This is a genomic window from Promicromonospora iranensis, from assembly GCF_028994805.1.
GTDB classification, from domain to species: Bacteria; Actinomycetota; Actinomycetes; order Actinomycetales; family Cellulomonadaceae; genus Promicromonospora; species Promicromonospora iranensis.
In genome coordinates, this window is sequence record NZ_JAJQQP010000006.1 from 275581 (window position 1) to 289507 (window position 13927).

The 13927-nt window shown below is 71.7% G+C and carries 12 protein-coding genes; 9 read left to right on the top strand and 3 right to left on the bottom strand.

Features of this window, described 5'->3' with window-relative positions; genetic code table 11:
* Nucleotides 1–133: 133 nt before the first annotated feature.
* Nucleotides 134–1333, top strand: coding sequence for a sulfotransferase family protein (locus LUM46_RS12295; protein ID WP_274994236.1), 1200 nt, complete (start codon nucleotides 134–136; stop codon nucleotides 1331–1333).
* A gap of 75 nt (nucleotides 1334–1408) precedes the next feature.
* Here LUM46_RS12295 and serA read toward each other — a convergent pair whose 3' ends face one another.
* Both serA and LUM46_RS12305 read right to left on the bottom strand, forming a co-directional pair.
* The gene (gene serA / locus LUM46_RS12300) at nucleotides 1409–2647 is read right to left on the bottom strand and encodes a phosphoglycerate dehydrogenase (protein ID WP_274994237.1); all 1239 of its coding nucleotides are present in this window, start codon (nucleotides 2645–2647) and stop codon (nucleotides 1409–1411) included.
* Between the two features lie 147 nt (nucleotides 2648–2794).
* Nucleotides 2795–5065: a HelD family protein gene (locus LUM46_RS12305; protein WP_274994238.1), complete on the bottom strand. Its 2271-nt coding sequence runs from the start codon at nucleotides 5063–5065 to the stop codon at nucleotides 2795–2797.
* Nucleotides 5066–5186: 121 nt separating this feature from the next.
* Between LUM46_RS12305 and LUM46_RS12310 the strand changes: the two genes are divergently transcribed.
* From LUM46_RS12310 to LUM46_RS12330, 5 genes are all read left to right on the top strand, one after another.
* Nucleotides 5187–6569 (top strand): PP2C family protein-serine/threonine phosphatase, encoded by a 1383-nt coding sequence (locus LUM46_RS12310; RefSeq protein WP_274994239.1) that lies wholly within the window; start codon nucleotides 5187–5189, stop codon nucleotides 6567–6569.
* Complete coding sequence (locus tag LUM46_RS12315) at nucleotides 6566–8215, top strand: sensor histidine kinase (protein WP_274994241.1); 1650 nt, start codon at nucleotides 6566–6568, stop codon at nucleotides 8213–8215. Before LUM46_RS12310 ends, LUM46_RS12315 begins: the two co-directional genes overlap by 4 nt.
* 94 nt (nucleotides 8216–8309) lie before the next feature.
* Nucleotides 8310–8729, top strand: coding sequence for a response regulator (locus LUM46_RS12320; RefSeq protein WP_274994388.1), 420 nt, complete (start codon nucleotides 8310–8312; stop codon nucleotides 8727–8729).
* Nucleotides 8730–8848: 119 nt separating this feature from the next.
* On the top strand, nucleotides 8849–9778 hold the full coding sequence (locus LUM46_RS12325; protein WP_274994242.1) for a proteasome assembly chaperone family protein: 930 nt from the start codon (nucleotides 8849–8851) through the stop codon (nucleotides 9776–9778).
* Between the two features lie 331 nt (nucleotides 9779–10109).
* Entirely contained in the window at nucleotides 10110–10313 is a 204-nt protein-coding gene (locus LUM46_RS12330) for a cold-shock protein (protein WP_116674592.1), read from the top strand.
* A gap of 125 nt (nucleotides 10314–10438) precedes the next feature.
* On the opposite strand, the gene LUM46_RS12335 is transcribed toward LUM46_RS12330, so the two are convergent.
* Entirely contained in the window at nucleotides 10439–11428 is a 990-nt protein-coding gene (locus LUM46_RS12335) for a spermidine synthase (RefSeq protein ID WP_274994245.1), read from the bottom strand.
* 139 nt (nucleotides 11429–11567) lie between these two features.
* Between LUM46_RS12335 and LUM46_RS12340 the strand changes: the two genes are divergently transcribed.
* From LUM46_RS12340 to LUM46_RS12350, 3 genes are all read left to right on the top strand, one after another.
* On the top strand, nucleotides 11568–11996 hold the full coding sequence (locus LUM46_RS12340; RefSeq protein WP_274994248.1) for an SAV_6107 family HEPN domain-containing protein: 429 nt from the start codon (nucleotides 11568–11570) through the stop codon (nucleotides 11994–11996).
* An 82-nt stretch (nucleotides 11997–12078) separates the two neighbouring features.
* Nucleotides 12079–13320 (top strand): DNA polymerase IV, encoded by a 1242-nt coding sequence (dinB, locus tag LUM46_RS12345; protein WP_274994249.1) that lies wholly within the window; start codon nucleotides 12079–12081, stop codon nucleotides 13318–13320.
* A gap of 106 nt (nucleotides 13321–13426) precedes the next feature.
* Entirely contained in the window at nucleotides 13427–13849 is a 423-nt protein-coding gene (locus LUM46_RS12350) for a DUF3040 domain-containing protein (RefSeq protein ID WP_274994252.1), read from the top strand.
* Nucleotides 13850–13927 lie beyond the last annotated feature (78 nt).

Consider the following 13927-nt stretch of genomic DNA (forward strand, 5'->3'; position numbering starts at 1 on the left):
ACGCCGCGCACAAGCACTCGCTCCGGATGTTAGTGGACGAACGCTCCGGATTGGCGAAAGCGCCGCGTCACGTTCCGGGCGGGTGGTGGCCGACGGCTTGTCGCCGCCCGCCGGTATGGGCAGGATGTGCGCCATGCCCCAGGCCACACCGCTGCTCCGACTCCTCAACGTGCTGCTCGTACCCGGCACGCGCACCCGCAAGGACCCCGACGCCGTCTACGAGCGCCTGCTCCAGGAGGTGCAGCGCGGACGTGTCCCGCTCGGCGCCGACGACCTCGCCGCGCTCGACGGCCTGCGCCTGCTCCTCGCCGACCACGCCGCCAACCCCGACCTGAGCGCCTTCGGCTGGATGAGCACCCAGCAGCAGATCCGGGAGCGGCTCGACAACCGTGCCGTCGTCCGCGACATCCAGGCGAACCACCCCGAGGTGCGGGACGAGCCGGTGACCGCCCCCGTGTTCGTCGTCGGCCTGCCGCGTACCGGGACGACGGTGACGTACAACCTGATCGCGCGCAGCCCCGGCAACCGCGGCCCGAAGCTGTGGGAGATGACCAACCTGGGCCTCCCGCGCCCGGCGGCCGAGCGCGAGCGGCTGATCGCCCAGGCCCGCAAGCGGTTCGCGACCGTGGCGAAGCTCAGCCCCGCGTGGGCGCACCTGCACCCGCTGATCGCCGACAGCGAGGAGGAGGACTTCATGCTGCGCGCCCACACGGAGATGTACGCGACGTGGGGCCCCGCGCCGCGCTACCTGGACTACGTGGCGGACGCCGACCTCACCGACGACTTCCTGTTCCTCCGCGATGCGCTGCAGGTCATGGCGGCGGGGGAGGCGCCGGAGCGCTGGGTGCTCAAGCACCCCATGGACCTGTGGCGGCTGCCCGAGATCCTGCGCGCCTTCCCGGACGCGCGGTTCGTCTGGACGCACCGCGCGCCCGGGTCCGCCGTCGCCTCCGGCTGCTCGATGGCCGAGGCGACGCACACGATGTACATCAAGCCGGGCCGGATCGACCTCGACCGGATCGGCCGGGAGTGGCTGGGGATCTCCGCCGGAGGGGTCGAGCGCGCGACCAGGCTGCGCGAACAGTTGCCCGACGACGCGGTGATCGACGTCGTCTACGACGACCTGCTCGCGGACCCGGCGACCGTGCTGCGCGGGGTCTTCGACCGCCTGGACCTGACCTGGGGCGCGACGGACGACGCCAACCTCGCCAAGGCCCTCGACCGGACCGGCCACCGCCCGCACGTGTACTCGCTGGAACGGTACGGCCTGGACGAGACCCAGGTCGCCGAGGCGTTCCGGTCGTACCAGATCCCGGCCTCGTCCCTGACCTGACCCGAACGGTTGAGTGCGTGGTATCTGCGCCGATCACACGGTCAACGGCGCAAATACCACGCACTCAACGAGGGGTCAGCGGGCGGCCGGGCCCGGCGGGAACTCGGGGCGCTCGAAGGCGTCGCGGATGCGGAGGCGGATCGTGCTCTCCAGTGCCTGGAGCTTCTTGGACGCGCCGCGCTCGGTCACGTCCGAGATGTCCGTGACCACGTAGCCGACGTCGCCACGGGTGGCGAGCATCTGCCCCTCGATGTTGGCGCCGTGGTCGGCGAAGATCTGGTTCACCGTGGCCAGCACGCCGGGCACGTTGCGGTGCAGCAGCTTGATGCGGCCGACGCCGGTGTGCTCCAGCTGAAGGTTGGGCAGGTTGACGCTGAGCATCGTCGAGCCGGTGGTCACGTAGTCGCTGAGCTTCTTGGCGACGAACTGGCCGATCGCCTCCTGCGCCTCCTCCGTGGAGCCGCCCACGTGAGGCGTGAGGATCACGTTCGGCAGGCCGCGCAGCACCGACTCGAAGGCGTCGCCGCGCTTCTTGGGCTCCGCGGGGAAGACGTCGACGGCGGCGCCCGACAGGTGCCCGGACCGGATGTGCTCTGCCAGCGAGTCGACGTCGACGACAAAACCGCGGCACAGGTTGAGGAAGATCGAGCCCTGCTTCATGCGCGCGAACTGCTTCTCGCCGAACAGGCCGGCGTTCCCGGAGCGACCGTCGACGTGCAGCGTCACGATGTCGGCGGTCTCGAGGAGCTCGTCGAGCGTCTCGGCACGGCGGGCGTTGCCGAGGGCCAGCTTCTCGGCGGTGTCGAAGAAGATCACCGACATGCCCAGGTTCTCGGCGAGCACGGAGAGCTGCGAGCCGATGTTCCCGTAGCCGACGATGCCAAGGGTACGGCCGCGCACCTCGTGCGAGCCCTCCGCCGACTTGTCCCAGACGCCGTCGTGCAGGGCGCGGTCGCGCTCCGTCATCCGGCGGGTCAGGGAGATGATCTCGGCGATGGCCAGCTCCACCACGGACCGGGTGTTGGAGAACGGCGCGTTGAACACCGCGACGCCACGGTTGGCGGCAGCCGTCAGGTTGATCTGGTTCGTGCCGATGCTGAAGGCGCCGACGCCGACGAGGCTCGTCGCCTCGGACAGGACGCGCGCCGTGACCTCGGTCTTGGAGCGGATGCCCAGGAGCTGGACGCCGTCGAGGGCGGCGATCAGCTCGTCCTCGTCAAGGGCTCCCTTGCGGTAGTCGACCTCGTACCCGGCCGATTCCAGGATCGGGACGGAGGTGGGGTGGACGTTCTCGAGGAGAAGGGCTCGCTGCACGCACCCATGGTGCGCCAGGGGAGGTGCCAGCAACAAACGGATGCCCCCCACGTCCCGCCTGCTGGGACGTCCCTTTGTGGTGAGCGCGACCGTTGCGCCTAAGTTGCGCCTCAAACGGACAGGTAGGCGCAACGGTCGCGCTCACAGCTAAAACCCTTCGGGGAGGTCCCGGGAGTGCACGACGACCAGGCGTTGCGTGGGGCGGGTCATCGCCACATAGAGGTCGCTGGTCCCGCCCGCGCCCTCCGCGATCGCCGCGGGCTCGACCAGCACGACGGCGTCGAACTCCAGCCCCTTGGTCTGGCGCGGGGCGAGCACCGTCACCTGCGCGTCCTCCGGACGCTGCGCCGAGAGCCGGGCCGCCTCCGCCGCGCCGACCGCACCGGGCAGCGCCGCGGTCAGGGCGGCGGCCAGCCGCGCGACCCTGGCTCCCGGCGTCACGATCGCCACCCGCCCGGCGTCGGGCCCCACCAGCTCCTTGACGAGGCCGAGCGCCTCCGAGAGCACCGTGTCGTCGTCCGGCAGGCCGTCCGGGCCCGGGGCGGTGCGCACCGCGGTGAGGGAGCCCTCGACGTCGCGCGCCGCCCGCAGCTCCGAGACGGGCAGCCCCGCGGCCCGCGCCACCGCCTGGGCGGTGTCGGCGACCGTGGACGGCGTGCGGTAGGAGACGGTCAGCTCGGCGAGCCGCCACCCGTCGTGCAGCAGCGGCGTGAGCATGCGGTCCCAGTTGCGCGCACCCGCCGCGGACGACGTCTGCGCGACGTCGCCGACGATGGTCATCGACCGGGTGGGCACCCGGCGCACCAGCGACCGCCAGGCCATGGGGGAGAGCTCCTGCGCCTCGTCGACCACCACGTGGCCGTAGGTCCAGGCCCGGTCGCCGGCGGCGCGCTCCGCGGTCGTCAGGGACGGTCCGCTCGCCGCGAAGCGGGAGGCGAGCGTCTCGGCGTCCACCAGGCCGTCGCCGGCGCCCGTCGAGGACAGCACGTTGCGGGCGTACTCGATCTCCCGCGCCTGCTCGGCCTCGCGGTTGCGCGCCTCGGCAAGAGCCACCGAGTCGTCCTCACCGAGGAGCTCGTACGCCTCGTCGAGGATCGGCACGTCGGACTCCGTCCACGGCGCGCCGGGCTCCCGCAGCAGGAGACGGCGCTCGCGGGCGGTGAGCTCCGGCGCGGCCTCGGCCAGCCGGTGCGGCTTGGCGTACAGGTCGCTGACCAGCTTCTCGGGGGTGATCGGCAGCCACGCGATGTTCAGCGCCACGCGGACGTCGCGGTCCGAGCGGAGGTCCTCGAACACCGACGCACGGTCCTCGCCGGACAGGGGTGCGTCCGTGAAGTCGCGGTACTGGTCGGTGAGGCGGTCGAGCATGTCGCGCACGAACGACACACGCGCCAGGTTGTGCGGCTTGTGCGTGCGACGGGCACGGGCGATAGCGTCGCTGATGTCCCGGGGACGGATCACGAAGTCGTGCCCCTCGACCCGCACCGCGACCTCCTGCTCCGGCACGCGCTCGCGTGCGCGCACGGCCCGGCGGATGATCTTGCGCCACAGGAGCAGACCCTTGAGCCGGGCCACCTGGCCCTCGTCGACGGCGGTCGCCCGGATGCCCGGGACGAGGTCGCCGATCGTCGTGGAGACCACGCCGGTCTCGCCGAGCGAGGGCAGCACCTGGTCGATGTAGCGCAGGAACGCGCTGGACGGGCCGACGACGAGCACGCCGGAGCGTTCCAGCAACCGCCGGTGGGCGTACAGGAGGTAGGCGGCACGGTGCAGCGCCACCGCCGTCTTGCCCGTTCCCGGGCCGCCCTGGACCACGAGCGCGCCCGACAGGTCGGACCGGATGATGCGGTCCTGCTCGGCCTGGATGGTCGCCACGATGTCCGACATCCGGCCCGTGCGGCCCTGGGCCATCGCCGCGAGCAGGGCGCCCTCGCCGGAGAGCGCGTCGGGGTCGATCTCGGTGTCGAGGTCCAGCACCTCGTCCTCGAGGCCGGTCACCGAGCGGCCCTTCGTCACGAGGTGCCGACGCCGTCGCACGTCGCCCGGGTGCAGGGCCGTGGCCCGGTAGAACGCCTCGGCCGCCGGCGCGCGCCAGTCGGTCAGCATCGAGCGGTGCTCGACGTCGGTCAGGCCGATGCGCCCGACGTACCGCGTCACCGTGCCGTCGGCTGACCCGTCCGAGAGGTCGAGCCGCCCGAAGACCAGCCGGTCCTCGACGGCGTCGAGCTGCGCGGCCCGGTCCTCGTAGAGAGTGGCGAACGCGTCCCGCTCGCTGCGGTTCTGGTGCGTGCCGCTGGCGCCCGCCAGGCGGACGTCCCGCAGGCGGTCCGCCGTGGTGCCCCGAAGGGTGTCCAGACGGACGTACATCGTGTCGACGACTGCCTGCTCGTGGGCGAGCTCGCCCGCGATTCCCGTCACGCCATACCTCCGTGGTTCACCAGCGAAAAAACCTCGGTCAGAATCAACCGGCCGACCATTATCGCGCACCTGTCGGCCTGTCCGCTGACACGGCGTCATCTCGCTGGATAGGATCGCCGCCATGGCACTGGGCGGGGCAGGTACTGCGGGGCCCGGGAGCGGGCCCGGACCCGACGCGCGCCCGTCCTGGATCGACGGTCCCATCTCGGTCCTCCTCGTCGAGGACGACGACGCCGACGCGTTCCTCGTGAGCGAGCTGCTCGCGGACGCCGACGTGGAGGCGGACCTCCGGGCCGACCTGCACCGGGCCCGGTCCGTCGACGAGGCGCTCGGGGTGCTGTCGATGGTGGCCGTGGACTGCCTGCTCCTCGACCTGGGGCTGCCCGACGCCGAGGGGCTCGGCGCCCTCCGGCGCATCATCGACGGTGTCGACGTGCTGCCGGTCCAGCCCGCCGTCGTCGTGCTGACGGGGAACACCGCGCACGACCTGGGCGCGGCCGCCGTCGCCAACGGTGCCGACGACTACCTGGTCAAGGGCGAGGTGGACGGCGACGCGCTCGCCCGCTGCCTGCGGTACGCGACGCTCCGGCGCCGGTCCGCCGCCCAGCAGATCGCCCTGTACCGCAGCGAGGTGCGCGCCGCCGAGACCACCCGCCTGGAGCGCGCACTGCTGCCCAAGGAGCTGGTCACCGACGATCGCGTCTCCGTCATGGTGGGCTACCTGCCCGGCGGGAACGGCCTGCTCGGTGGTGACTTCTTCGACACGGTGGAGCGTCCCGACGGCACGCTCGTCACGGTCATCGGCGACGTCGCCGGGCACGGACCGGACGAGGCGGCGCTCGGTGCCGCCATGCGCACCGCGTGGCGCACGCTCGTGCTGGCGGACACGCCCGCCGACGACGTCCTGCCGCTCCTGGAACGGGTGCTCCTCGCGGAACGCGGGCGTCCCGAGGTGTTCGTCACGATCTGCCAGGCGGTGATCTCGCCGGACCGCACCCGGATGGACGTCTACCTCGCCGGGCACCTGCCGCCGCTGCTCGTGGTGCCCCGGACCGCGACGGATGCCACGACGCCGGTCACGCACCACTGCGAGGAGCTGTCGTCGGCACGGCGCGGCCGCGCCCTGGGCATCCCCGTGGACGGCGGCTGGTCGGCGCACACCGTCGAGCTGCCGGAGGTGTGGACCGCCGTGCTCTACACGGACGGGCTCGTGGAGGCGGCCGTCGGGGCCGACCCGAAGGGCACCCCCGTCCTGCCACCCAGCGCCCACGGACGCATGCCCCGGCTCGGGGCGCGCGGGCTGCGCAGCGTCGTGGAGCACGAGATGGACCAGGGCACCGACGAGGTGGTGACCCGCGTCCTGCGCCGCGTGCGCGAGCTGCACGGCGGACCCCTGGTCGACGACGCCGCCCTGCTCTTCGTCGGCTGGGCGGGCGCCGGCGCGACCGGCCCGGCGGAGCGGACCTCGACGCTCGCGGACTCCGTGGAGTGGTCGCGGGCATGACACTGGTGCCCGACGAGCACCGGTTCTCCGGTGTGTCCATGCGTCGCCGGCTCGCGCGGCTCCTGGGTGCGGTGGCGGCCATGCTCGTCATCGCCCTCGCGGTGGCCGTGCTCGCGCTGGTCCAGTCGCGCAGCCTCGACCTCCGGGCCGACGGGCCGTACTACCGGGCGCTGGTCGACGGCGAGCGCGCGTCGTTGGCGCTGGGCGACGCCGAGGCCTCGCTGCGGGCGTACCGGGCGACGTGCGACGACGCGGCGCTCGAGCCCTGGACGCGCGCGGTGGGGTCGAGCGGCCGCATCATGCTCCTGGCCGACGTCGAACGGCGCGAGCTGGCCTCCGACGCCGAGGTCGCGCAGGCCTACGAGGAGGCGATGCGCCGCACCGACGCCTGGTTCGACGAGTACGCCGAGCCCGTGGTGGCCGCCGTCGAGGCAGCGCCGGCGGGCCAGATGGCGTGCCGCATGGAGCTCCTCGGTACCGCCCCGTCGTCCGCGGAGGGCGACGAGCTGTACGAGAGCGCGCGCACCGCCGTCGTGCAGTACCTGGCGAAGCTGAGCGCGCAGCGCGACGAGATCGTGGCGACCCGGGCGATGTGGGAACAGCTCCTGCTGGGCGCGGTGGTGACGCTGGTGCTCGTCGTCGTGCTCATGGGCACGATGATGTGGCTGGCCCTGGAGACGTGGGTGATCCGGCCGCTGACCGCGCTGACCGCCGCCGTGCGGGTGGTGAGCAGCGGTGTGCTCGGCCGCGAGATCCGCCCGGTGGGTGCGGGGGAGGTGGCCCTGCTCGCCATGCACGTGGAGACGATGCGCCGCGAGCTGGTGCACCAGGTGGAGGAGATCCGGCTGTCGCACCAGGAGGTCGAGAACGCGCACGGACTGCTCAGCGAGCAGGCGCGCGAGCTGGAGCGGTCCAACCGCGACCTGGAGCAGTTCGCCTACGTGGCCTCGCACGACCTGCAGGAGCCGCTGCGCAAGGTCGCGAGCTTCACCCAGCTCCTGCAGAAGCGGTACGGCGGCTCGCTCGACGAGCGTGCCGACCAGTACATCGACTTCGCCGTGGACGGCGCCAAGCGCATGCAGCGGCTCATCCAGGACCTGCTGAGCTTCTCGCGGGTGGGCCGGACGGGCGTGCCGCGCGAGGACGTCGAGCTCGAGGGGGTGCTGACGGCGGCGCTGTCCGAGCTGTCCGACCGGGTCGAGGAGACGGGCGCCGAGATCGTGCACGACCCGATGCCGGTGGTGCACGGCGAGCGTGCGCTGCTGCAGCAGCTGTTCGTGAACCTGGTGGGCAACTCGCTGAAGTTCCGGCACCCCGAGCGCGCGCCCCAGGTGCGCATCGAGGTGCGGAGCATGCGTGCGCACTGGGAGATCTCCGTGGTGGACAACGGGATCGGCATCGACGCCCAGTACGCGGAGCGGGTGTTCGTCATCTTCCAACGGCTGCACTCGCGCGAGCAGTACGCGGGCACCGGCATCGGCCTCTCGCTGGTGAAACGGATCGTCGAGTACCACAAGGGCCGTATCTGGATCGAGCCGGCGGCGGGTGGTGGCACCATCGTGCGGTTCACCCTCGCGCGGCGGCAGGGGCAGACCGGCGGAGGGCGTCTTTCGACCGAGCGTGCGCAGTCGACTACGCTCGGATGAGGCGGCCTGACCAGGGCCGACGGCGGGTCGCGACGACGGGGTCCGTTGCTGCTGAATCCAGGGGACGGGTACGGACGTGAGCGGTCACAAGGTGATGGAGATCCTCCTGGTGGAGGACGACCCGGGCGACGTCCTGATGACCCGGGAGGCGTTCGAGGACCACCGCGTACCCAACAACGTGTCGGTGGTCGGCGACGGTGTCAGCGCACTCGAGTTCCTGCGCAAGCAGGGGCAGTACGCCAAGGTCCCCACGCCGGACCTGGTGCTGCTGGACCTCAACCTGCCGAAGATGGACGGCATGGAGGTGCTCGCCGTGGCGAAGGGCGACCCCATGCTGCGGCACATCCCGGTGGTCGTGCTGACCACGTCGGACGCGCAGGAGGACGTGGTGGGCTCGTACTCGCTGCACGCCAACGCGTACGTGACCAAGCCCGTGGACTTCGACCGCTTCATCGACGTGGTCCGGCAGATCGACGACTTCTTCGTCTCCGTGGTGCGTCTTCCCGGTCGATGAGGTGCCCGCGACGCTGAGGGCGTAACGGGAAGACACCAGGCCGTCGTGGCGTTGGACCTGAGCAGACACCCGCAGTACCGGGTGATCGCCGAACCACTCCGACGAGCGAGGGAGCGCACGTGCTTGACCCCCAGGGCATCTACGACGTCGACGAGACAGCGGTCGAGCGCACGCTGGGTCGCAGCGTGCCCGGAAGCACCGACGGGCCTGTTCTGCTGCATGCCGTCCGCGGCTTCGTGGACGCAGGCAGCGCGGGCGATCTCGCCGTCGAGCACCTCATCGACGAGTTCCGTGTCGAGCGTCTCGTGACGTTCGACGTCGACCAGCTGCTCGACTACCGCTCCAAGCGAGCGACCATGACCTTCGACTCCGACCGCTGGGTGGACTACCAGGCCCCCTACCTCGCGATCGACCACGTGACCGACGCCGAGGGCACCGGCTTCCTGCTGCTGCACGGCTCCGAGCCGGACCTGCAGTGGGAGCGCGTGGTGGCCGGCGTGATCCAGCTGGTCGAGCGGTTCGGCGTGAGCCTCGTGGTCGGCATCCAGGGCATCCCCATGGGCCTGCCCCACACCCGCCCCCTGTCCCTGACGGCGCACGCGACGCGGCCGGGCCTCGTCGACGACTACACGTCGTGGTTCGGCAGCGTGAAGGTGCCGGGCTCCCTGGCCGCGCTGCTGGAGTACCGGCTGGGCGAGGCGGGGCACGACGCGATGGGCTTCACGATCCACGTGCCGCACTACCTCTCGCAGTCGCAGTACCCGCCGGCCACGGTGGTCGCGCTGCACCACACCGAGCGGGCCACAGGTCTCGACCTGGCGATCCCAGCCCTGGAAGAGGCAGCCACCGACGCGAAGATCGAGGTGGAGAAGCAGGTCGCCGACTCGGCGGAGATCGCGGCGGTGGTGAAGGCGCTGGAGGAGCAGTACGACGCCTTCGCTCGCTCCGTGGGTCGTCCGAGCCTGCTCGCCGAGACCACCCCGATCCCCAGCGCGGACGAGCTCGGCGCGGAGTTCGAGCGGTTCCTCGCTCAGCAGAACGGCGACTGAGCCGTGGCGCCGCGGGGCGCGCGCCCGGGGAACGGAGCACGCGCGCCACGCGGCAACCGCAGGCCTGAGCCGCACAGCGACTGCTCGAGCCGGAGGCTGAAGCGCACACCAGTTCTTCCCGAATCGGGCATGCGGGCCCGGTGTGTCATACCTGCGGCAGAAATGTGCCTGTTCCATGGCACATTTGAGTGGTCCATGCCACACTGGCGCACGTTGCAGTGACGTACCAAGGCCACGTCCGCCGTGTCGTGTGCAAGCGGGGAAAGCATTGCGGCACGGGGGCGGGCAACGGGCCCGCCGTCGGATCCCGGACGGAAGGTCGAAGGACAGCATGGCGCAGGGTTCTGTGAAGTGGTTCAACGCGGAGAAGGGCTTTGGGTTCATCGCCCAGGACGGCGGCGGCGCCGACGTCTTCGTCCACTACTCCGCGATCCAGTCCAACGGGTACCGGTCTCTCGAGGAGGCCCAGCGGGTCGAGTTCGAGATCACCCAGGGTCCCAAGGGTCCGCAGGCGGAAGCAGTCGTCCCGCTCTGAGGCACTCGTGAGAGAGGCCGTCGCCCCTGGGGCGGCGGCCTCTGTCGTGTCCGGGGGCCGGGGGCCGGCGCTGCCAGGTCGAGGGCCCGCCGTGCGCCCGACCTGGTCACGACGTCTCCGACCGGTCAGGCCGCGGGTGTCTCCAGCGGCGCCGCCGTGCCCGCGAACGCCGTGGCGTCGTCGCCCACGAGCAGCGTGGCCGGCACGGCCAGCGTCCGCAGGGCACGCCCCAGGCGGGCGTCCCGCAGGTCCGGCCGGACGACGACGTCGGCGGGCGCCGCAGGGGCTCTGGCGGCCTCCTGTGCGGCGCCCTGGGTGGTGTCGTGCGGCTCTTCCCCGTGCAGGCCCGCCGACGGGTCCTCGGGCAGCTCACGGACTGCCGCGAGGACCAGGTTGCCGTAGCGGCGCCCCTTGAGGATCGCGGGCTCGGCGACGGCGGCGAGCCGGCCGGAGGACGCGGCGTCCGGCCCGAAGGCGCCGGCGAGGCTCGCGACCTCGCGGCGGGCCGTGGCCAGGGGCGGCTTGTCGGCACAGTTCACCAGCAGGATGCCGCCCGGGCGGAGCACGCGGTGGGCCTCGGCGGCGAACCCGGTGCCCACGAGGTGCGCGGGCGTGCGGTCCCCGGCGAAGACGTCGCGCACCACCACGTCGTAGGACTCGTCACGAGCGGACGCGAGCGTGTGCCCGGCGTCGTCGGCGCGCAGACGGAGCAGCGGCGAGCGCGGGAGGGCGAACCACTCCCGGACGAGCTCGAGCAGCCGGGCGTCGAGGTCGACGCCGAGCTGCCGGGAGCCGGGACGCTCGTGCTCGACGTGCCGGGCGAAGGCGCTGCCGGCCGCACCGAGGTGCAGCACCCGGAGCGGGCCCGGTGGCAGCAGGGCGACGAAGGCAGCCATCTGCTGCATGTACTCGAAGTCGAGGAAACCGGGGTCCGCCAGGTCGAGGCTCGAGCTCGGCACGCCGTTGACGTGCAGCGTCACCCGCTGCGGGAAGTCGGGGTCGCGGATCACCTCCGCCGTGCCGGTGTCGATCGGCACGGGGCCGACGGGCAGCTCGGCGGGGAGTGTCAGTGGTGCGGAGGAGGATGGGCGGCGTCGGGTGGAGCGGCGGGCCATGAGGACAGTGTCTCCCGGGTTCACGCGCCGCTTGACAGGATAGAACGTATGTTCGATAGTGTCGCACAAGGGGTTCGATCGGAGGTTCGAGATGGGCACCATGCACTCTCAGGGCGCGCGAGACGTTGTCTCTGCGCGAATGCTCGTGCCGCGCGCGGTCCCGCCGGGCGTCAGCGCTCTGCTGCGCAAGGCGGACGCGGAGCTGGCCGAGGCGGCACGTTCGGCCGATCCGGGGGACCGGTTCGTGCACGCGCACCTCGCGGCGATCCGCTCGGCGGCCGCGGTCGTGGCGCTCCGTGGGCGGCCGTCGGCGCGCTCCGGTGCGCGGACGGTGTGGGACATGCTTGCGCACGCCGAACCGGAGCTGGCGGCCTGGTCCGGCTACTTCGCGGCGGGGGCGCCCCTGCGGGCGGCCGTCGACGCGGGCCGCCCGGAGCAGGTCGAGCCCGCCCGTGCGGACGAGCTGCTGGCGTGCGCCGAGGACTTCCGCGACGAGGTGGCGATGCTCGTCGACCCGCAGGCAGGGTTCTCGGCGCAGCGTCTCGCCCTGGTGCCCGAGGCGTCGTAGCGGCAGGTGCGCGGCGGGGGTGGGCACGTCCCGTCCGGGCGACACTCGGAGCACTGAGCAACAGCAGGAACGGAGCACGTTCGTGAGCAAGGGGCCGCGGTCAGCGGCGGCAAGACGTCACTGGGGGTCGGACGAGTCCGGCTGCTCGGTGCTGCACCTGGACATGGACGCGTTCTTCGCGTCCTGCGAGCTGGCCCGGCGGCCGGAGCTGCGCGGGCTGCCGGTGATCGTCGGCGGGCAGGACCGTGGGGTGGTGCTGGCCGCCAGCTACGAGGCGCGTGCGTTCGGTGTGCGGTCAGCGATGCCGATGACGCGGGCGCGCCTGCTGTGTCCGCAGGCGACGGTGATCCCGCCCGACCAGGCCCTGTACCACGACGTGTCCCGTTCGGTCATGGGCCTGCTCCAGGAGGTCACGCCCCTCGTGGAGCAGATCAGCGTGGACGAGGCGTTCCTCGACGTGAGCGGCGCTCGACGACGGCTCGGCCCGCCCACGGTGATCGGAGCCGAGCTGCGCCGTCGCATCGAGGCGGAGCACGGGGTGACGGCATCGGTGGGCATCGCGCGGAACAAGTTCGTGGCGAAGCTCGCCTCGACGCACTCCAAGCCCGACGGGCTGATGCTGGTGCCCGCCTCGGCCACGGTGGACTTCCTGCACACGCTGCCTGTCGGTGCCCTGTGGGGTGTGGGGGAGAAGACCGAGAAGTCGCTCGCCGCGTGGGGGATCACCACCGTCCAGGAGCTGGCGCACACGGACCTGGCGAGCCTGCAGACCGCCGTCGGTCGCGTGAGCGGTGCACACCTGCACGACCTGTCGTGGGGGCGCGACCCTCGCCCGGTCGTACCGGAGCACCGTGAGCACAGCATCGGGGCCGAGACCACCTTCGGCACCGATCAGGACGACACCGTGGCGGTGAGCCGGCGGGTGCTGGAGCTGTCCGACCGGGTCGCTGCCCGGATGCGGCACCAGGGTGTGATGGCACGCACGGTGTCCGTGAAGGTTCGTTCGAGCGACTTCGCCACATTCACCCGATCGCGAACACTGGACGGGCCCACCGACGTCGCCCGGGAGATCTACCTCGTCGCGCGGGAGCTCGTCGCGGGGGTGGATCTGGGTGGTCTGCCGGTGCGGCTGGTCGGCGTACGGGGCGAGAATCTGCAGCAAAGAGACGGATCCGTGCAGCAGCTGACGCTCGAGGAATCGGTCGATCCGCGCTCCGGAGCCCAGCGAGAAGCCGAGCTTGCGCTCGACGCGGTGCGTGAGAAGTTTGGAAAAACTGCGATCGACCTGGGTGTACATCACAAGAACGGCGCACATCGATACTGATCTGCCCCTATAGTCGCTGGTATGCCCGGGATGTCGACTACCACCGACGGCCGGGTCGTCCTATCCTGGAAGGGACACTGTTCCTTTGCGAGATCCGGGGGTCTCGATGCCTCTGTCCGAGTACGAGCAGCGGGTGCTGGAGCAGATGGAGCGTGCTCTGACGTCAGACGACCCGCGGCTTGCTAATACGCTTCAGTCCACAGGTCGGGGTAACGCGCTGCGCTATGTGCTGTCCGGGGCCGGCGTTGTCGTCGGCCTACTTCTTCTTGTCGTCGGTGCGGCAACGTCACAGACCTGGCTCGGTGCCATCGGCTTCGTGCTGATGTTCGCTGGTGTGGTCTTCGCGTTCCTTGGACCGCGCAAGAAGCAGCAGGACGGTCCGGTCGGCGTCGTCGGCGAAGACGGCACGGTCCAGCCGCCGCAAGGGGGAGCACCCAAGCCCCGAAAGCGGCAGGGTGGCCGCTCAGGCGGCCTCCTGGCCCGCCTCGAAGAGCGCTGGGAGAACCGGCGCAACGAGGGCGGTCGCTAGCCGACCGACCAACCAACGTCGGTGGTCCGGTACCGGACCACCGGCCCTGTGCGCGTCAGGCACGGCGACACGTGCCTG